This is a genomic window from Dactylosporangium sp. NPDC048998 (assembly GCF_043197855.1).
Lineage (GTDB): Bacteria > Actinomycetota > Actinomycetes > Mycobacteriales > Micromonosporaceae > Dactylosporangium.
In genome coordinates, this window is record NZ_JBICTV010000001.1 from 241,227 (window position 1) to 260,467 (window position 19,241).

General features: G+C 72.4%; 11 protein-coding genes and 1 pseudogene. 7 read left to right on the forward strand and 5 right to left on the reverse strand.

Features of this window, described 5'->3' with window-relative positions:
* Positions 1–711 (forward strand): annotated as a pseudogene (locus tag ACGFI8_RS01180) (hypothetical protein); the annotation flags it as partial.
* Positions 712–780: 69 nt separating this feature from the next.
* Here the strand turns inward: ACGFI8_RS01180 and ACGFI8_RS01185 are convergent.
* Positions 781–2,670 (reverse strand): penicillin-binding transpeptidase domain-containing protein, encoded by a 1,890-nt coding sequence (locus ACGFI8_RS01185; RefSeq protein WP_392798212.1) that lies wholly within the window; start codon positions 2,668–2,670, stop codon positions 781–783.
* A 193-nt stretch (positions 2,671–2,863) separates the two neighbouring features.
* Here ACGFI8_RS01185 and ACGFI8_RS01190 point away from each other — a divergent pair, with 193 nt between their 5' ends.
* Positions 2,864–7,747: an NAD-glutamate dehydrogenase gene (locus ACGFI8_RS01190; RefSeq protein WP_392798214.1), complete on the forward strand. Its 4,884-nt coding sequence runs from the start codon at positions 2,864–2,866 to the stop codon at positions 7,745–7,747.
* Between the two features lie 148 nt (positions 7,748–7,895).
* Here ACGFI8_RS01190 and ACGFI8_RS01195 read toward each other — a convergent pair whose 3' ends face one another.
* Positions 7,896–9,347, reverse strand: a complete 1,452-nt coding sequence (locus ACGFI8_RS01195; RefSeq protein WP_392798217.1) for a glycoside hydrolase family 3 protein — start codon at positions 9,345–9,347, stop codon at positions 7,896–7,898.
* Positions 9,348–9,530: 183 nt separating this feature from the next.
* On the opposite strand from ACGFI8_RS01195, the gene ACGFI8_RS01200 reads away from it, so the two are divergent.
* The gene (locus ACGFI8_RS01200; RefSeq protein ID WP_392798220.1) at positions 9,531–10,703 is read left to right on the forward strand and encodes an ROK family protein; all 1,173 of its coding nucleotides are present in this window, start codon (positions 9,531–9,533) and stop codon (positions 10,701–10,703) included.
* A 120-nt stretch (positions 10,704–10,823) separates the two neighbouring features.
* On the opposite strand, the gene ACGFI8_RS01205 is transcribed toward ACGFI8_RS01200, so the two are convergent.
* Positions 10,824–11,819: an ABC transporter permease subunit gene (locus tag ACGFI8_RS01205; protein ID WP_392798223.1), complete on the reverse strand. Its 996-nt coding sequence runs from the start codon at positions 11,817–11,819 to the stop codon at positions 10,824–10,826.
* Positions 11,820–11,904: 85 nt separating this feature from the next.
* Entirely contained in the window at positions 11,905–12,873 is a 969-nt protein-coding gene (locus ACGFI8_RS01210) for an ABC transporter ATP-binding protein (protein WP_392798225.1), read from the reverse strand.
* Between the two features lie 79 nt (positions 12,874–12,952).
* On the opposite strand from ACGFI8_RS01210, the gene ACGFI8_RS01215 reads away from it, so the two are divergent.
* Entirely contained in the window at positions 12,953–13,738 is a 786-nt protein-coding gene (locus tag ACGFI8_RS01215) for an ABC transporter ATP-binding protein (RefSeq protein WP_392798228.1), read from the forward strand.
* Between the two features lie 289 nt (positions 13,739–14,027).
* Here the strand turns inward: ACGFI8_RS01215 and ACGFI8_RS01220 are convergent, their stop codons facing one another.
* Entirely contained in the window at positions 14,028–14,813 is a 786-nt protein-coding gene (locus ACGFI8_RS01220; RefSeq protein ID WP_392799576.1) for an enoyl-CoA hydratase/isomerase family protein, read from the reverse strand.
* A 71-nt stretch (positions 14,814–14,884) separates the two neighbouring features.
* On the opposite strand from ACGFI8_RS01220, the gene ACGFI8_RS01225 reads away from it, so the two are divergent.
* Genes ACGFI8_RS01225 through ACGFI8_RS01235 form a run of 3 tightly spaced genes read left to right on the forward strand, consistent with a single transcriptional unit; the run spans position 14,885 to position 19,213 of the window.
* Positions 14,885–15,355, forward strand: a complete 471-nt coding sequence (locus tag ACGFI8_RS01225) for a DUF6232 family protein (protein ID WP_392798231.1) — start codon at positions 14,885–14,887, stop codon at positions 15,353–15,355.
* A 10-nt stretch (positions 15,356–15,365) separates the two neighbouring features.
* Positions 15,366–17,270 (forward strand): Hsp70 family protein, encoded by a 1,905-nt coding sequence (locus ACGFI8_RS01230; RefSeq protein ID WP_392798234.1) that lies wholly within the window; start codon positions 15,366–15,368, stop codon positions 17,268–17,270.
* Between the two features lie 23 nt (positions 17,271–17,293).
* The gene (locus ACGFI8_RS01235; protein ID WP_392798237.1) at positions 17,294–19,213 is read left to right on the forward strand and encodes an Hsp70 family protein; all 1,920 of its coding nucleotides are present in this window, start codon (positions 17,294–17,296) and stop codon (positions 19,211–19,213) included.
* Positions 19,214–19,241: the final 28 nt, after the last annotated feature.

Consider the following 19,241-nt stretch of genomic DNA (forward strand, 5'->3'; position numbering starts at 1 on the left):
GTAGGAGACGAGCCGGTCGAGGCGCAGGCGCCGGGCTCGGAGCTGCCGGGGTGGGGAGTGTCGGCAGCGGGCGACGCGGTGCACGGTTCCGGCGCGGAGGACGCCGCTGAGGCGTGGGAGGCGGGGCCGGTAGGAGACGAGCCGGTCGAGGCGCAGGCGCCGGGCTCGGAGCTGCCGGGGTGGGGAGTGTCGGCAGCGGGCGACGCGGTGCACGGTTCGGGCGCGGAGAATGCCGCCGAGGCGTGGGACGAGTCGGAGGCCGAGGAGGACGAGCCTTTCGAGGCCCAGGCCCAGGCCCAGGCGCCGGGCCGCCACGCGATGCGGGACGATGCCGACGCGATCGAGGACGAAGGCGACCCGGCCGAGGACGAAGGCGACCCGGCCGAGGAGGAAGCGGCCGAGGATGAGGCGGCCGGTGGCGAGGTCGGCCTGGCTGAGGCGGCCGCGGCGGACGGGGCGGCCCTGGGGGACGGTGTCCGGGCGGGGCTGTCGCTGCGGCGGTCGAATCGGGCGGCCGCGCTGTCGCTCGACTCGCTGCCGCGGGACTCCCTCGGGCCCGGCGGCCTGCGGCCGCACGCCACGGGTGGCGGGCCGCCGTTCGTGCCCGCGCAGGCGCCCCGCCGGGTCGTGGCCGTGGAGCCGGAGTCGCCGCTGACCGATGTCGTGCCCGCGGCCCGGACCCCGGTCGACGAGGACGAGCCCGCCGGCTGACACGGAACGGCCGGCCCGGCGGACGAGCGCCGCGGGCCGGCCGTGTGCGTGCTGTGCGTGCGGCGCGGGTCAGCCGATCGTCTGGAAGAACTTGCCGGCGATCGGGACGGCGGCCGCGGTCGAGGCGCCGCCGTTCTCGACGAACACGCAGAAGGCGATGTCGCCGCGGTACCCCATGAACCAGGAGTGGGTGTGCGCCGGGTTGTTGTCGTACTCCGCGGTCCCGGTCTTGCCCCGGAGGTCGCCGGGCAGGTCCTTGAGCTGGCTGGCCGTGCCGTCCGTGACCACCTGGCGCATCATCGCCCGCAGCGCGTCCAGCGACGCCTGGTTGAGCTGCGGGCCGTCCGGCGCCGGGCTCTTCGGGGCCGGGTCGAGGACCAGTTGCGGCTGCTTCCACTGGCCCCGGGCGATCGCCGCCGCCGCGCCGGCCAGGATGACCGGGGAGACGAGGTTTGTGCCCTGGCCGAAGGCGGCCGCGGCCTGCTCGGCCTTGGAGCCGTTGACGGAGACCTTGCCGGTGAACACGTCGGTGCCGAGGTCCCACGGGATGCCGATGCCGAGGGTCTGTGCGGTCTTGCCCAGGCCGTCGGGGGCGATCTTCGGGGCGAGCGAGGCGAACGCCGTGTTGCACGACTTGGCGAAGTCCGTGCGCAGCGGCACGTCGCCGAGCTCCTCGTCGTGGGAGTTCTTGAAGGTACGGCCGTCGACCGTGAGGTTCTTCGGGCAGGCGACGACGTCCTCGCCGGTCATGCCCTTGTCGAGCGCGGCGAGGGCGGTCACGGCCTTGAAGGTCGAGCCGGGCGGCGTCTGGCCGGTGAGCGCGAAGTTGTTGGGCGCCGCCCCCGGGCCGTTGGCGAGCGCGACGATCGAGTTGTCGCTGATGCGGATCGCGACCAGGGCCGAGCGCCGCTGCTCGGCGGCCAGGGCCTGCTCGGCGGCGTTCTGCAGGTTGACGTCGAGGGAGAGCTTGATCTGCGCGCCGGTCGTCGGGTCGGTGGAGAAGAGCTGCTTGTCGGGCGTGCCGCTGGGCATGGGCACGACCACCTTGACGCCCGGCTTGCCCTGCAGGGCGGATTCGTACCGCTGCTGCAGCCCGGACAGGCCGACGACGTCGCCGATCTTGTACTTGCCCGGGTTCTTGTCCATGATCTCCTTCGTCACCTCGCCGGTCGTGCCCAGCAGGGCGCGGGCGAACTGCGCGGAGGGGGCGAGGGCCTGGGTCGAGTTGCGGGTGACCACGCCGGGCGTCGAGTTGAGCTTGTTGGCGATCCCGTCGTACACCTCCTTGCGCAGTGTGACGATCTGCACGAAGGCGTCGGGTGCGGCCTTCTTCACCTGCTCCGGCAGGCCGGACAGGTCGACGGAGACCTTCGCCTGGGTGAAGGCGTCTGTCAGATTCTTGACAACGATGTTGATGTCGGTGATCGACCGCGGCTGGACGCCGATGATGACGACGGGCTTGCTGCTCACGATCGGCTGGCCGGAGCCGTCGAGGATGCTGCCGCGCGATCCGGCGGTCTTGCGGATCGCGAGCTTGTCGGTGGCCTCCAGCTGCGGGTTGATGGTCTTCGCATCGAAGATCACCGTCCACTGCTTGTCGACCCGCTTGGCGTCGACCGTGGTGTCGTACTCCCACGTGGAGTCGGCGACGGGCCACGCCACGTGCACGACGGCGCTGCTGTTGTCGCCCTTGACCACGGGCGAGCCGTTGAGGGTGAGCTTCGGCGGCTGCGCCGCCAGGTCGCCCGCGACCGTGGTCAGCAGCTTCTGCGCCTCGTCGCCGGTCAGGGCTTTACCGTCCGGACCCAAGAACTTCAGGCCCGAGATGTTGCCCTTCTCCCAGGCGCCGAGGAACGTCTTGAGCGAGTCGTCCGGCGGCTTGCTGGAGCACGCCGGTAGCGTGCCGAGCAGCGCCAGAGCGGCGGCGAGGGCGGTGAGGCGACGGATCGAAACGGCCATGTGGGCGATTCTGCGCTATGAAAGCACCGATCTGCACGCCCCAAGATCCAACAAGTAGGACAATTCAGTACGCCGAGGCTCGGTTGATCGGGTATTCGACCATGGTGAACCGGGCGGCAAATCCGACCCCACGAGAACGTCTTAGGCTGAGCGAGGACAACCCACAACGGAGTGGGCGAGGGGAGAACAACCGATGAACCGGCCTGGGGCAACCCCGGTGAAGGACGAGGCGCGCGAGTCACACGGCGGGCGAACCCCGGACGCGGGGCCCGAAGACGACGAGCTGGAGCAGGCAGTGCCCAACGCGGAGCACCTGGTCGCGGAGGCGGTCGTGCTGGCCACCGCGCAGGATGCCGACCCCGAACTGGTCGAGGCGTACTGGCGCCTGGTTCCCGACGAGGAACTGGCCGCCTGCAATGTCGCGAAGATGGTCGAGGCGACCCAGTCGCACCTGGAGCTGGCGCAGCAGCGCCTCCCCGGCGAGCTGAAGCTGCGCTTCGGGCTGAGCGTGACCGGCGGCACGTCGGTGGAGATCGTCACCGACGACATGCCGTTCCTGGTCGACTCCGTGACCAGTGCGCTGTCCTCGCGCAACATCGACCTGAACCTGCTGGTCCACCCGCTGGTGGTGGTGCGCCGGGCGCCGCTGGGCGCGCTCGAGGCGATCCGGGTCGGCGTCGAGCCCGAGGACGCGATCGCCGGCGACCTGGTCGAGAGCTGGATCCGCATCGAGGTCGACCGCATCCGCGACGAGGCCGAGCTGGAGGAGCTGCGCACCGACCTGGCCCGCGTGCTCAACGACGTGCGGGAGGCCGTCGAGGACTGGGGCAAGATGCGCACCCAGGCCCTCGCCCTCGCCGACGAGCTGGGCAGCGCGCAGCTGCCGGTCCCGGACAAGGACATCACGGACTCGGTCGAGCTGCTGCGCTGGCTCGTCGACGACCACTTCACCTTCCTGGGCTTCCGGCAGTACAAACTGATCAAGGGTGAGCACGGCGAAGAGCTGCTCCAGGCGGTCCTCGGCAGCGGCCTCGGCATTTTGCGCGGCGACCAGGTCAAGCCGCGGGTGCTGTCCTCCATGACCGAGGAGGCCTACGCCAAGGTCCGCGAGAAGCGACTGCTGATCATCACCAAGGCCAACTCGCGGGCGACCGTGCACCGCTCGGCCTACCTGGACTACATCGGCTTCAAGCAGTTCGACGCCGACGGCAACGTGATCGGCGAGAAGCGCTTCCTGGGTCTGTTCTCCTCCGCCGCCTACCGCACCAGCGTGCGCGACCTGCCGGTCGTCAAGCGCAAGGTCGCCGAGGTGGTCGAGCGCTCCGGGCTGTCGCCGCGCAGCCACTCCGGCAAGGACCTGATGGAGACGCTGGAGACCTACCCGCGCGACGAGCTGTTCCAGATCGGCACCGAGGAGCTGTACAAGGCGGTCATGGGCGTGCTGCGCCTGGCCGGCCGCCGCCAGCTGCGCCTGTTCCTGCGCCGCGACGCCTACGGGCGGTTCGTCTCGTGCCTGGTGTACCTGCCCCGGGATCGGTTCACCACCCCCAACCGGCTGCGCATCCAGCAGATCCTGCTCGCCGAGCTCAACGGCGTGGGCGTGGACTACACCACCCGGGTCAGCGAGTCGAAGTTCGCCCGCGTGCACTTCATCGTGCGTACCGAGCCCGGCAACCCGCCCGGCGACATCAACGTCGACCGGCTCACCGAGCGCCTGTCCGAGGCGACCCGGCTGTGGGACGACGACTTCCGCCTCGTCCTGGAGCGCAAGCTTGACGACGAGCACCAGGCCAAGGCCCTGTACCAGCGCTACGGCGCGGCGATCTCGGACACGTACAAGGACGAGCACACGCCGTACGAGGCGGTCCAGGACGTCGCCAAGCTGGAGCTGCTCGACGAGCCCGGGCAGCTGGTCATGCACGTGTACCGGCGTCGCCAGGACGAGTCGGACATCCGGTTCAAGGTGTTCCGGTACGGCGAGCCGATGATTCTCTCGGCCGTCCTGCCCGTGCTGCACTCCCTCGGCGTGCGAGTCACCGACGAGCGGCCCTACGAGATCTCCCGCCCCGACGGCACGATCTACCTGTACGACTTCGGCCTGCAGCTGCCCCCGGACTCCCGCGCGATCATCGAGGTGCGCCCACACCTCGAGAACGCGTTCTCCGCCACGTGGCGCGGCGAGGCCGAGGTCGACAACTTCAACACCCTGGTGATCAAGGCCGGCCTGACCTGGCGTGAGGTCGTGGTGCTGCGCGCCTATGCGAAGTACCTGCGCCAGGCCGGCACGGTGTTCTCGCAGGACTACATGGAGACGACGCTGCTGGCGTACCCGGCGATCGCCTCCAAGCTCGTGGCGCTCTTCGTCGCCCGCTTCGACCACCGGCTGCCGCTGTCCGACGCGGCCCGCTCGGAGTGGTCGAAGGAGCTGGCCGCGGCGATCAACGCCGACCTCGACCAGGTCACCAGCCTCGACCAGGACCACATCCTGCGCTCGTTCCTGCACCTGATCCAGGCGACCCTGCGCACCTCGTTCTACCAGCGTGGCGACGGCGGCCGGCCGAAGTCCTACACGGCCTTCAAGCTCGACCCGCAGTCGATCCCCGACCTGCCGGCGCCCCGGCCGCGTTTCGAGATTTTCGTGTACTCCCCGAGGTTCGAGGGCGTGCACCTGCGCTTCGGCTCCGTCGCCCGCGGCGGGCTGCGCTGGTCCGACCGGCGCGAGGACTTCCGCACCGAGATCCTGGGCCTGGTCAAGGCGCAGATGGTGAAGAACGCCGTCATCGTGCCGACCGGCGCCAAGGGCGGGTTCGTGCTCAAGCAGAACCCGGGCGACCGCGACGAGGCGGTGGCCTGCTACCAGCTGTTCATCTCGGCCCTGCTCGACGTCACCGACAACCTTGACGGCGGCAAGGTCGTCGCGCCGCCCGACGTGGTGCGCCACGACCCCGACGACCCCTACCTGGTCGTCGCCGCCGACAAGGGCACCGCGACCTTCTCCGACATCGCCAACGAGATCTCGGTGCACTACGGGTTCTGGCTCGGCGACGCCTTCGCCTCGGGCGGGTCGGCGGGATACGACCACAAGCGGATGGGCATCACCGCCAGGGGCGCCTGGGAGTCCGTGAAGCGGCACTTCCGCGAGCTCGGCGTCGACACCCAGGTGGACGACTTCACCGTCGTCGGCGTCGGCGACATGTCCGGCGACGTCTTCGGCAACGGCATGCTGCTGTCCCGGCACATCCGCCTGGTGGCCGCATTCGACCACCGGCACATCTTCGTCGACCCCGACCCGGACCCGGCCACCTCGTACGAGGAGCGGCGGCGCCTCTTCGACCTGCCCCGCTCCTCGTGGGACGACTACGACCGGTCGCTCATCTCGGCCGGCGGCGGCGTGTTCCCGCGCACCGCCAAGTCGATCAAGCTCTCCGCCGAGGCCCGCGCCGCGCTCGGGATCACCACCGACGCCCCGCTCGCCCCCAACGACCTCATGCACGCCATCCTCGCCGCGCCCGTCGACCTGTTCTGGAACGGCGGCATCGGCACCTACGTCAAGGCCAGCGGCGAGTCGCAGGCCGACGTCGGTGACAAGGCCAACGACTACATCCGGGTCAACGGCCGCGAGCTGCGGGTGAAGGTGGTCGGCGAGGGCGGCAACCTGGGCCTGACCCAACGGGGCCGCATCGAGTACGCGCTCAACGGCGGCCGCATCGCCACCGACTTCATCGACAACTCGGCCGGCGTCGACTGCTCCGACCACGAGGTCAACATCAAGATCCTGCTCGACCGGGCGGTCGCCGCCGGTGAGCTGGAGGCGACCGAGCGCAACCCGCTGCTGGCCGAGATGACCGACGAGGTCGGCGAGCTCGTCCTGCGGGACAACTACGACCAGGCGACCGCGCTCGGCAACGCGCGGGCGCAGTCGAGGTCGCTGCTGCCGGTACACAAGCGGCTCATCGCGGATCTCGAGCGTCGCGGGCAGCTGGACCGCGTCCTGGAGGCCCTGCCGACCGACGAACAGCTCGACGAACGCGCGGCGATCGGGGTGGGGCTGACCTCGCCCGAGTTCGCCGTCCTGCTCTCGTACGTCAAGATCGTGCTCGAGCGCGAGATCCTCGACTCCAGCCTGCCCGACGAGGACTGGACCAACGAGGTGCTGGTCGAGTACTTCCCGACCGCGCTGCGCGAGCGCTTCGTGGAGACGATGGCCGAGCACCCGCTGCGCCGGGAGATCATCACCACGGCGGTCGTCAACGAGGCGGTCAACCGCGGCGGCACGTCGTTCTTCCACCGCGCATCCGAGGAGACCGGCGCCGGCGCCGCCGACGTGCTGCGCGCCTCGGTGGTGATCCGCGAGGTGTACGGCCTGGGCGAGCTCCGCCGGGCCGTCGAGTCCCTCGACAACCGGATCCCGACGTCGTCGCAGACGGCCGTCTACCTGGAGATGCGGCGCCTGCTCGACCGGGCCGTGCGGTGGCTGGTGTCCAACCGCCGCCTCCCGATCGACGTGCCCGGCGAGATCGCCCGACTGCGCTCCGGCGTCGCCCGCCTGCTGCCGCAGCTGGACACCCTCTTCCGCGGCCGCGAGCGCGAGGCCCTGCGCGCCAACGCCGCGGGCCTGCGCGAGCTGGGCCTGCCGGACGAGATCGCCGACATCACCACCCGCATCATGTACGGCTTCGGCCTGCTCGACATCGTGGAGGTCGCCTCGGCGACCGGCCGCGACGTCAACGAGGTCGCCACCGTCTACTACCTGCTCTCCGAGCGCTTCCGCGTCGACGACCTGCTCTCGCGGATCTCGGCCCTGCCGCGCGAGGACCGCTGGCAGACGCTGGCCCGGATGGCGCTGCGCTACGACCTGTACGCGGCGCTCGCGGCGCTCACCGCGGAGGTGCTCAACGCCACCTCCCCGGAGGCGGACCCGGAGGACCGCGTCCACGAGTGGGAGCAGAGCAACGCCACGTCGATCGCGCGCACCCGCAACGCGATCGGCGAGTTCGGCGAGTCCCCGGGCGACCTGGCCGCGATCTCGGTGCTGCTGCGCCAGATCCGCACCCTGGTCCGCGCCTCGGCCGCCTAGCCAGCGGCCGGGCCGGCCTGGCCATGATCACGGAGTGTCCTCGTACCGCCTGGTACGCGTTCACTCCGTGATCATGCCGCTCGCCGCCGGGTGGAGCGCCGGACCGCGCAGCCCGGCCTGCTGCACCGCCGCGGGGCGGTTGCGGCGGCTAGGCGGCCAGGCCCAGGGTCTCGGCGGCGGCGCGGCCGTTGGCGTGGCTCGCGCCCCACGTGGTGATGAACGCCCGCACGCCGGTCGGGCGCCAGGACGACGGCCAGCCCATCTCCACCACCGTGACCGCGTGCGTCTGCGTCAGGGCCTCGACGAGGGCGCGGGCGCCGGGCAGGCGGTGCACGTTGCGGCCTACGACCACGATCGGGCGCGACCCGGCGCGGGCGCGCAGGTCGGCGGCGGAGGCCTGCGCGGCGACCACGCGGACCTGCTCCGTGCCGTTGACGTGCGGGCCGAGGCCCCACGGCACCCGTCCGGCCGCGATCGACGACTCCGACTCGAGCTGGACAATCAGCGGGGAGCGGTCGCGGTCGTGGTTGCCCTCGATGCGTACCGCACCCAGCGCCGCCGGGTAGCCCAGGCCCGGCTCCTCGCGGTCGGTGCGGTCGCCGCTGCGCGTCCAGGCGGCGAGGTCGGCCACGCGGGCCACGGCCTCCTCCAGGCGATCCAGGGCGAGGCGGCCGTCGCGTACGGCGGCGACGATCTCGTCGGCGCAGGCGTTGGTGATCCGCTCGTCGATGTCGGCGCCGATGCACAGCAGGTCGGCGCCCGCGGCGAGGGCGAGCACGGCGCCGGCCGGGATGCCGCCGGCGTAGCGGGACGCGCCGAGCATCTCCAGGGCGTCGGTGACGACGGCGCCGGTGAACCCGAGGTCGCGGCGCAGCAGGTCGACGAGGACGGCGCGGCTGAAGGTGGCGGGGGCGTCGCCGGTGAGGGCCGGGACGCGGATGTGCGCGGTCATGATCGACTTGGTGCCGGCCTCGATCGCGGCGACGAACGGCGGGAGCTCGCGGCCGTGCAGCAGGTCGCGGTCGATGTCGACCGTGGGCAGCTCCAGGTGCGAGTCGGCGAGCGTCGCGCCGTGGCCCGGGAAGTGCTTCGCGCACGCGGCGACGCCGGCGCCCTGCAGGCCGAGCACCGCGGCCGCGGTGTGGGAGGCGACGGCGAGCGGGTCGGCGCCGAAGCTGCGGGTACCGATGATCGGGTTGTCGTCCGCCGTGTTCACGTCGACGGTGGGCGCGAGGTTGAGGTTGATGCCCAGCGCGTCGAGCTCGGCGCCGATGGTGCGGTACACCCGGCGGGTAATGGCCGGGTCGCCGAGCGCGCCCAGCGCGGCGTTGCCCGGGTAGGGGCTGCCGAGCCGGTGTGCCAGGCGGGTGACGTCGCCGCCCTCCTCGTCGATGGCGATGAGCACGCCCTCGCGGGCGGCGTGCAGGCTCGCGGTCAGCGCGGCGAGTTGCTCGCGCTCGACGATGTTGAACCCGAAGAGCAGATGCCCGGCCATCCCCTCGGCGAGGAGGTCCACGGCCCATGCCGGGGCCTGCTCCCCGCGGAAGGCGCCCAGCAGCGTGCCCAGGGCCAGCCGGCGGAGTCCGGGATCGGTCGACACGATGTTCCCCCCTCAGCGCGGGACGAGTGCTGCACACTTGTCCGATGCGCTATCCACGATCGTAAGAGCTTCTTGACCAGTTGTGCGTAGGCCGAGCGGGTGGTCCGACCGTACGCTTTCCCAATAGGTTGCTTGTGGCACGCTAATAGGAAAGTTTCCTAAATACTAGGGGTCTAGGTCACCATGAGTTCCGCCCGATTGCCCGGCACGCCCCGGTTACTGCGCGCCCTCAACGACCGCGCCGCCCTCGAGCTGCTGCTCAGCCGCGGTCCGCTGACCCGCGCGCAGCTCGGCGAGCTGACCGGCTTGTCCAAGGTCACCGCATCGCAGCTGGTGGAGCGGCTGGAGGAGCGCGGCCTGGTGGCCCGGGTCGGCGAGCAGGCCGGCGGGCGCGGCCCCAACGCGCAGATGTACGCGGTGGTGCCCGCCACGGCGTTCGTCGTCGGCGTCGAGGCCGGCCCCGCGCACGTCGTCGCCGGTGTAGCGGACATCACGGGCAATATCGTCGGACGCACCGACGTGGCCATCGGCGACGGCGACGACCCGGTCAGGGTCGTGCACGCCGCGGTGGTCGAGGCCGCGACCGCCGGCGGCGCGCCGAGCGAGCGCATCCGGCGCATCGTGCTCGGCACTCCCGGCCTGGTCGACCCGAAGAGCGGCGAGATCACGTTCGCCTGGGACCTGCCGCGCTGGCACCGGGGCCTGCTCACCGCGCTGCGCGAGGACCTCGACCGCCCGGTCATGTTCGAGAACGACGTCAACCTGGCCGCCATCGCTGAGCAGCACAGCGGCGCCGCCGTCGGCGCGCAGGACTTCGTGCTCGTCTGGCTCGACCGCGGCGTCGGCACCGCCGTGGTCCTCGGCGGCCGCCTGCACCGCGGCAGCGTCGGGGCGGCCGGCGAGATCGGCTACCTGCCGGTGGCCGGCACGCAGGTGAGCCGGGACGTCTCGCGCCGCTCGAAGAGCGGGTTCCGCACCCTGGTCGACGCCGCGGCGGTGCGTGCGATCGCCAAGACCCACGGCTTCAAGGCCGCCGGCGCCGCCGAGGCCGTCCGCGCCGCCATCTCCGCCGGCACGGCCGGCAGCCCCTTCCTCGACGAGCTCGCCCGCCGCATTTCGCTCGGCGTGGCGTCGGTCGGCCTGGTGCTCGACCCGGAGCTGGTCGTCCTGGCCGGCGAGATCGGCCAGGCCGGTGGCGCGGACCTGGCGCAGCGGGTGCAGCACGAGGTGGCCGCGATCGCGGTCGTGTCACCGCGCGTGGTCGCCACGGAGGTGGCCTCCGAGCCGGTACTGCACGGTGCCATCCTCACGGGCCTGGACGCGGTCCGCGAGGAGGTCTTCGGCTCGACCGCCTGAAACTTTCACGCCTCCGCGACGTTTTCACCCGCCGCGCACACGCGCCATCGAGTTCTCCATGACGCTTCTTGGAGAAGCGTCATGGAGAACCCTGCGCGCTTTGGTCCGGTCGCGAGGGGGTCAGCGGGCGTCGCGGCGGCGCATCGCCGCGAAGGCGGCCGCTACCAGGATCGCCACGACCACGGCGATCACCAGCCCGCCCTGCTCCCAGCTGCCGGAGAAGCCCGCCGCCGACGGCACGCAGCCGCGGCATGACGTCGCGTCCACGTCGAAGCTGAAGCTCTTCGTGAGCCAGGCCGCGATGTAGCTGGAGAGGCGGTACTTCTGCGAGTAGTCGGCGGTCTGGACGACGCTGAAGAGGACCAGGGCGCCGAGCTCGTAGATCAGCAGGTAGGCCATGCCGACGCCGAGGGCCGTGGAGGTGTGCCGGCCCAGCGACGCGATGGAGAAGCCCAGCGCCGTGCCGGCCAGGGCCAGCGCGACCACGCGCACGCCGGTCAGCAGCAGCGAGCCGAACTCGCCGGCCGTCATCTGGCTCACCGTGCCGTTGCCGGCCGCGACGGCCATGAAGGCGGCGGTCCAGATCCCGAGGTACACCACGGAGATGACGCCCACGCCGGCGCACGCGGCGAGCAGCTTGGCGCCCAGGACCGCGCCGCGGCGGGGGGCCCACAGCAGCAGGGTGGCCATGCCGCCGGAGCTCCACTCGACCCCGACGAACGACGCGCCGAGCACGAAACCGGCCACGGCCAGCACGATCGCGGCGGTATAGAACAGCGACGGCCACTGGCGGTGGAACGAGAAGCCGTAGTCGAGCAGCGAGTCGGGCGTCGGGCGCGGGCCGTAGTCGCAGCCGCGCGGGAACGACTCGTTGGGCTCGGCGTTCTCCAGGCCGCTCTGGATCTTGGAGCAGCGGTCGACGTTGCGGTCCCAGACCTCGCTCGCGGAGGCGGCGCGGGCCTTCGCCGCCTCGATCTCGGTGGTGGTGGGCGTGCTGCGGGTGAGCGTGAAGCCGAACGTGAGCAGCGCCAGCAGGGTGCCGATGAGCACGAGGGTGACCAGCGTGACGCGGCGGCTGAACAGCCGCGACCACTCGGCGGCGAACAGCTGGGTCATGCCGTCACCTCCGCTTCGCCCAGTCCGGCTCGATGAGGCTTCGCGCTGATCGATCCAGACCAGGCGCCGCTGTGCTTCGGACGGTTCATGCGCCCTCCTCGCTGGACCAGTCGGAGTTGTCGACGGGGCGGAACGCGCCGCGGCGCGGGCCGCCGCCGGTGAGGCTGAGGAACGCGTCCTCGAGCTGGGCGACCGGGGTGAGCTCGCGCACCCACAGGTCGTTGGCGCCGAGGGCGTGCGACACCCAGGCGGGGTCGGACAGGTCGTGCACCACGAGGTGGTCGCCGGCGACGCTGACGTCCGCGCCGGCATCGGTGAGGATCTGCGCGGCGCGGTGGTGGTCCTCGACGCGCACCCGATACGCCCCCTTGTCGGCGGCGGCGAGCACCTGCGACACCGGGCCGGCGGCGACGGTACGGCCGCGCGAGATGATCGTGACCGAATCGCAGATCTGCTGGATCTCGGCCAGGATGTGGCTGGAGATCAGCACGGTCATGCCCCGGTCGGCCTGGGCACGCAGCAGGTCGCGCATCTCGCGGATGCCCGCCGGGTCGAGGCCGTTGTTGGGCTCGTCGAGGATGAGCAGCTCCGGGTCCTTGAGCAGCGCGGAGGCGACGGCGAGCCGCTGGCGCATGCCGAGGGAGTATGACCGGACATGGTCCTCGGAACGGTCGGCGAGACCGACCTGGTCGAGCACGACCCCGATCCGCTGCTTCGGCACGCCGCCGGCCTTCGCCAGCAAGGACAGGGTTTTGTACCCCGTGAAGTTACCGAAGAACGCCGGCGCCTCGACGATCGCGCCGACCCGGGGCGCGACCCGGGCCTGCTGGCGCGGGACGGGCTCGCCGAGGATGCGCATCTCCCCGCCGTCGGCGCGAAGCAGCCCGAGCAGGGTCTTCAGCGTGGTGGACTTCCCGGAGCCGTTGGGGCCGAGGAAGCCGTGAATCTGCCCGGGCTCGACGAGCATGTCGAGCCGGTCGATCGCGGCCCGCGGTTTGCCGAACACGCTCTGATACGTCTTGACCAGACCGGAGATTTCCATTGCTGGTGTCATCGCACGGCACAATACGGCCTCGGCGGCGCCCGTGGGGCCCCGTCGCCCATCGATGGGCCGCTCATGGTTGGATTGGCACGTGTCAGATGACCTTGTCATCGCGGTGGAGAATGCGACGGTCACCCGCAACCGCAGCGATCTGATCCGGTCGGTGAGCTGGCAGGTCGAGCTCGACGAGCGCTGGGTGATCCTCGGGCCGAACGGCGCGGGCAAGACCACGCTGCTCAACCTCGTCGGCGCGCGGATGCACCCGACCCGCGGCTCGGTCAGCGTGCTGGGCGAGCGGCTCGGCCGCACGAACATGGCCGAGCTCAAGACCCGGATCGGGTTCTCCTCCAACGGGCTGGCCCTGCCGCCGGAGGAGACCGCCCGCGACGTGGTGCTCACCGCGTCCTGGGGGGTCGTGGGGCGCTTCCGTGAGCGGTACGACACGATGGACGATGGCCGCGCGACGGCGCTGCTGGACCAGTTCGGCGTCGCGGCGCTGGCCGACCGGTTCTACGGCACGCTGTCGGAGGGCGAGCGCAAGCGGGTGCAGATCGCCCGCGCCCTGATGAGCGACCCCGAGCTGCTGCTGCTCGACGAGCCGACCGCCGGGCTGGACCTGGGCGCCCGGGAGGACCTGGTGCGCCGGCTGGCCGGCCTGGCCGCCGACCCGGACGCGCCGGCGCTCGTGCTCGTCACGCATCATGTGGAGGAGATCCCGCCCGGCTTCACCCACGCGATGCTGATGCGCGAGGGCGGTGTGGTGGCCCAGGGGCTGCTCCGGGACACCATCACCGCCGACAACCTGTCGAAGACGTTCGGCATGCCGCTACGGCTGTCGACCATCGACGACCGGTTCCACGCCCAGGCTGTTCGCTAGCCTGGCTCTCGCTTCGCTCGAGCATCGGTGGGGGGTTCCCACCCCACGCCCCCCATGCTCGCTTCGCTCGCACCTTTTGCGGGCGCTCGCGCGCAGCGGTTGTGGCCCCGTGCGGGCGCTTCGTGCGTCGCTCGGGCTTTCTTGTGGGCGCCTTTGGCGCGGGGCAGGGCCGGTCCGAAATCCCAGCCTGGCGCTCGCTTCGCTCGGGCGCGGGTGGGGGGTTCCCACCCCACGCCCCCCATGCTCGCTTCGCTCGCACTTTTTGGCTGCGCTTCGCGCGGGCCCTCGCTCAGTGGCCCTTGAAGCTGGGTTTGCGCTTCTCTACGAACGCGGTCATGCCCTCCGCCTTGTCCTCCGTCGCGAACAGGGCCGCGAACAGCTGGCTCTCCCAGGTCAGGCCGGAGGCCAGGTCCATGTCGAGGCCGCCGTCCACGGCGAGCTTCGCGGCGCGCAGGGCCAGGGCCGGGCCGTTGACGTAGGGGCGAACGAGGTCGAGCGCGGCCTCGTAGACCTGCTCGCGCGGTACGACGCGATCGACGAGGCCGATGGCGAGTGCCTCCGGGGCGGGCACGAACCGGCCCGACATGATCAGGTCCTTGGCCCGCGCCGGGCCGACGAGGCGGGCCAGCCGCTGGGTGCCGCCGGCGCCGGGGATGATGCCCAGCGTGATTTCGGGCTGGCCCAGCGTCGCGTCCTCGGCGGCGACTCGCCAGTCCGCGGTGAGAGCCAGCTCACAGCCGCCGCCCAGCGCGTAGCCGGTGATCGCCGCCACGACCGGCTTCGGGATCCGGGCGACGGCGTCGAACGCGCTGGTGAGTGCCCCGGCGCGGGCGGCCATCGCGGCGTAGCCCATGCCTGCCATCTCCTTGATGTCGGCGCCGGCCGCGAAGACCTTCTCCCCGCCGTACAGCACGACCGCGCGCACGTCGTCGCGCTCCGTCGCCTCCCGCGCGGCGTCCCGCAGCTCCTCCTGGACCTGGATGTTCAGCGCGTTCATCGGCGGGCGGTCGAGCCGGATCGTGCCGATGCCGCCGTCGACCTCCAGCCGGACGAGCCGGCTCCCCTCCGTTTTCACCGCGTCCACAGTGTCTCCTCAACGTCGTTGTCGTTGCCCGGAGCGTATTCCGCTGTACCGTCAGAGTTGCCATGGCCACCACGTACTACCGCGACAATGTCGTGCACATCAGCTCCGGTGGTGTGCGCGTCAATGACTCGTGGTATCCGCTGGAGACCCTGACGTACATCTGGCACGAGCGCACCGGCCGCCTGCGTCACGGCGCCTACATGCTCGCCACCCGCGGCGGCGCCGTGCTGCTCGTCATCGGCCTGCTCGTGGCGGCCGGGATGGCGGCGCGGCGCATCGACTTCGGCGGCGAGCAGCGCACGATGTACATCGCCGGGGGCATCCTCGCCGTCATCGTCCTCGGGGGAATCGTCGCGTTCAGCCTGGAGGGCCTGCTCGACCTGCTCGACCGCGCCCACGACCACGGCAAGGGCGTGCACGAGATCTGGGTGCGCACGCGCGAGCAGGACATGATGATCTATTCAACCACCGACTCCCCCAAATTCGGACAGATCTATCGAGCGCTCCAGCGGGCGGTCGAGCAGTCGGCCTAAACTGCCCGGCATGGTGGCCCTGGGCGTCGACTTCGGCACGTCGCACACGGTGGCGGTGGCTCGCTGGCCGAACGGCCGCTCCCGCCCGCTGCTGTTCGACGGCTCGCCGCTGCTGCCCTCCGCCGTGTCCCTGGAGGAGCAGGGGCTCGTCGTCGGGCGCGACGCGGTGCACAGCGCCCGCCGCGCGCCGGAGAGCTTCGAGCCCAACCCGAAGCGGCGCATCGACGACGGGTCGGTCCTGCTGGGCGAGCACGACGTGCCGGTACGGCAGATGATGACGGCGGTGTTCCAGCGCATCCTCGCCGAGTTCACCCGCGTCGCCGGCGGCGCCCCGAGCGCGGTGACCGTCACGCATCCGGCCGGCTGGGCCTCCACCCGCAGAAACACCCTCAAGGATGCGGTACGCCAGGCCGGCCTCCCCGACGCCGCCCTCGTCCCCGAGCCGGTCGCCGCGGCCACCTACTTCGTGGGCGTCCTGCGCCACATGGTGCCGGTCGGCTCCTCCGTCGTCGTGTACGACCTCGGCGCGGGCACGTTCGACGGCAGCGTCGTGGCCCGTACCGCGGCCGGCTTCGAGGTGCTGGCCGTCGGCGGCCGCGACGACCTCGGCGGCCTCGACTTCGACGAGGTCGTCGTCGGGCTGATCGGGCGCGCGCTACCCGCCGAGGACTGGCAGCGGGTGACCGCCGACCCACGGGCGGCGCGCCAGGTGCGCGACGAGGCGCGCGAGGCGAAGGAACGGCTGTCCCGGGCCGCGTCGGCGACCGTGATGGTGCCGCTGCTGGAAGTGGACGTGCCGCTGACCCGGGAGGAGTTCGAGGCCGCCGCCCGGCCGCTGGTGGAGCGCTCGGTGCGGGTCCTCGCCGAGACGCTGCGGCTGTCGCGGCTGACCACCGACCGGGTCGCCGGGATCTTCCTGGTCGGCGGGGCCAGCCAGATGCCGCTGGTCGCCACGGAGCTGCACCGCGAGTTCGGCCGCCCGCCGGTGACGATCGAGCAGCCGGAGATGGTGGTCGCGGAGGGCTCGGTGCTGGTCGGCCGCGCGGTACAGACGCGGGCCGGCCGCCCGGTCGCGGACCGGCCCGTCACCTCCGGCGCCCTGGCCCTGCCGGCGAGCCCTGCCCCTGCCCCTGGCCCCGCCCCCGGCCCGGCCGCGCCGCCGGCCCCCGCGCCTTCCGTGTCCAGCCCGCCGGTGTCGCCCGGTTCGGGGCCGATCGCGCCCATGAGCCCGACCCCGATGAGCCCGAAGCCGATCGGCCCTCCGATGCAGCGTCAGCCGCCCGTGATGGCCCCCGCGCCCCATCCGCCGCGGCCCGTGTATCAGCAGCCGATGTACTACCCGCCGCCCACGCCGCCGCAGGTCGTGTACTACCCGGCGTACGCGCTGCCGCCGATGACGGTGCGCCGGCCGCGGCCGAAGCCCCCGTGGTCGATCCGTTGGCCGGCCGGGTTCATGACGACGTACGGTGTCCTGCTGTACTTCGTGACCGCCCTGCTGCTGATCGTCGCCGTCCTGCCGTACCTTGCCGACCTTGCCAACGACGGCAGCCAGCCGACCCTCGATGGGCAGGACCTGAAGGAGGTGAAGGACCTGACCAGCGCCTGCCTGGAGTGGGCAGGAATCTGTGCGGTGTTCGCGACCCTCCTGGTCCACGGCGCGGGCCGGGCGCGACGGCCGATGGGCGGGCACCACTGGTACCCGCTGGCGTTGTGCCTGATCGTCGCCGGCTGCAACCTGGTCTATTCCGCCTACGGCGGGGGTCCGTGGACGCAGATCCCCGCGGCGGTGTTCGCGATCTCGACCGTGATGCTCCTGCTGCCGGGCTCGCGCCGGTGGCTTCGGCGCCCGCCGAAGCCACGGGCGCCGAAGTCCCTCCAACCGGAGTCCGGGCCACCGGAGGCCACGGCGGGGTAGTCCGCTCCGCCTAGACTGCGGGCATGCCTACGCCAGGGATCCGGCTCGGGGTCGACTTCGGCACCTCGAACACCGTCGCGGTGGTGCGATGGCCGGACGGGCGCTCCCGGCCCCTGATCTTCGACGGCTCCCCGCTGCTGCCCTCGGCCGTCTACGCCGAGCCCGGCGGCGCGATCATCGTCGGCCGCGACGCGGTGCACAGTGCCCGGCTGGAGCCGGCCCGTTTCGAGCCCAACCCGAAGCGCCGCATCGACGACGGCACGGTGCTGCTCGGCGACCGGGAGGTGCCGGTCAACGAGCTCATCGCCGCGGTGCTGCGCCGGGTGCGCGACGAGTGGGCCCGCACCGTCGGCGACGCCGTGCCGGACGTGACCGTGACGGTCCCTGCCTCGTGGGGCGCGACCCGCCGCCTGTCGATCGCGGACGCGGCCGAGGCGGCCGGGCTGGGCCGGGTCCGGCTGGTGCCCGAGCCGGTGGCCGCCGCCGCGTACTTCACCCAGGTTCTGGGCCACGACGTACACGTGGGCTCGGTCGTGGTCGTCTACGACTTCGGCGCCGGCACCTTCGACGCGAGCGTGGTCGCCCGCACCGCCGGCGGCTTCGAGGTGCTGGCCGTCGACGGGCGTGACGACATCGGCGGCGTCGACGTGGACAACGCCGTCGTCAAGCACATCGGCACGCTCTGCGAGCCGCAGGCGCCGCAGGAGTGGGCGCGGCTGATGAGCCCGCAGACCGTCGAGGATCGCCGGCACCGCCGCCTGCTGTGGGACGACGCGCGGGTGGCGAAGGAGCGGCTGTCCCGCCAGCCGGCGTCGGACCTGACGATTCCGCTGCTCAACGTGGACGTACACCTGACGCGGGAGGAGCTCGAGCGCCTCGCCCTGCCGATGCTCAAGCAGACGGTGCGCGTGACCGAGGGCGTGATGCGCTGGGCGCAGCTGCCCGAGGACGCGGTGGCGGGCGTGTTCCTGGTCGGCGGCTCCAGCCGGATGCCGCTCGTGGCGACCCTGCTGCACCGCGAGCTCGGCCGGGCCGCGGTGGCCATCGAGCAGCCCGAGCTGGTCGTCGCCGAGGGCAGCATGCTGGCCGGCTCGACCGCGACCCAGGCCGGCGCCTCGCCGGCGCCCGGGCCGGCGACGGGGGTGCTGCCGCAGGTCCCGGGCTTTCCGGGGCGGCAGTCCGGCGCCACCCCGGTCGCGGGTCCGGTCTCGCCCGCCGCCGACCCCGTCTCGGCGCCCCCGGGCGCGGGCTTCTCGATGCCGCCGGCCGGAGGGTTCGGGACGCCGGTGTCGGCACCGCCGTCGGGCGGGCCGCTGTGGCCCGATGACCCGGTGCCGGCGCCCTCGCCGGTCTCCAGTGCGCCCGTGTCCGCGCCGCCGCCCGGTGGCTACCAGACCACGCCCGTGTCCGCGCCGCCGGGCGGTGGCTACCAGACCACCCCCGTGTCCGCGCCTCCGGGCGACCCGGTCTCCGTGCCGCCGGTCCCCTCGCCGCCCGTCTCGGCGCCGCCCGACCGGCCGGTGAGCTCCGGGCGAGTGTTCGTCTCCGGGGGCGGGGTCCCGGAGGCGTCGACGCGCTACGACGAGTACGGCAACGCGTTCCGCGCCGGCAGCGCCCCGCCGCCCGTCCAGCCGCCCGCGCCGCCGCGCCCGCCGCAGCGCGTGGCCCCCGTGCAGCCGGCCCGGATGCCCTCGCCGCCGCAGCCGGCCCCGTCGCGCCCGCCGGCGGCGCCGTCCCGGCCCGCCGCGCGACCGCAGAGCGAAGCCGCCGTGTACGACGGCGCGCGCCCGCGCCGCGGGCCGGTCGCGCGGGCGCTGCTGGCCCTGTTCGTGCTGGTGCTGCTGGTGGTCACGCCGGTGGCGGCCGGGTGCGTGTCGTACTACCTGACGACCGACCACTGGCCGCAGCCGGTCGCGGACTGGTTCGGCTCGGGCAACCCGTGAGCGTGTCCGGCGCCACTTCCGCCCGATG

What these genes read in the sequence shown, in the direction of transcription:
- ACGFI8_RS01185 (WP_392798212.1), bottom strand. Translation starts at nt 2,670, where the DNA reads ATGGCCGTTTCGATCCGTCGCCTCACCGCCCTCGCCGCCGCTCTGGCG.
- ACGFI8_RS01190 (WP_392798214.1), top strand. Translation starts at nt 2,864, where the DNA reads ATGAACCGGCCTGGGGCAACCCCGGTGAAGGACGAGGCGCGCGAGTCA.
- ACGFI8_RS01200 (WP_392798220.1), top strand. Translation starts at nt 9,531, where the DNA reads ATGAGTTCCGCCCGATTGCCCGGCACGCCCCGGTTACTGCGCGCCCTC.
- ACGFI8_RS01205 (WP_392798223.1), bottom strand. Translation starts at nt 11,819, where the DNA reads ATGACCCAGCTGTTCGCCGCCGAGTGGTCGCGGCTGTTCAGCCGCCGC.
- ACGFI8_RS01210 (WP_392798225.1), bottom strand. Translation starts at nt 12,873, where the DNA reads ATGACACCAGCAATGGAAATCTCCGGTCTGGTCAAGACGTATCAGAGC.
- ACGFI8_RS01225 (WP_392798231.1), top strand. Translation starts at nt 14,885, where the DNA reads ATGGCCACCACGTACTACCGCGACAATGTCGTGCACATCAGCTCCGGT.
- ACGFI8_RS01230 (WP_392798234.1), top strand. Translation starts at nt 15,366, where the DNA reads ATGGTGGCCCTGGGCGTCGACTTCGGCACGTCGCACACGGTGGCGGTG.
- ACGFI8_RS01235 (WP_392798237.1), top strand. Translation starts at nt 17,294, where the DNA reads ATGCCTACGCCAGGGATCCGGCTCGGGGTCGACTTCGGCACCTCGAAC.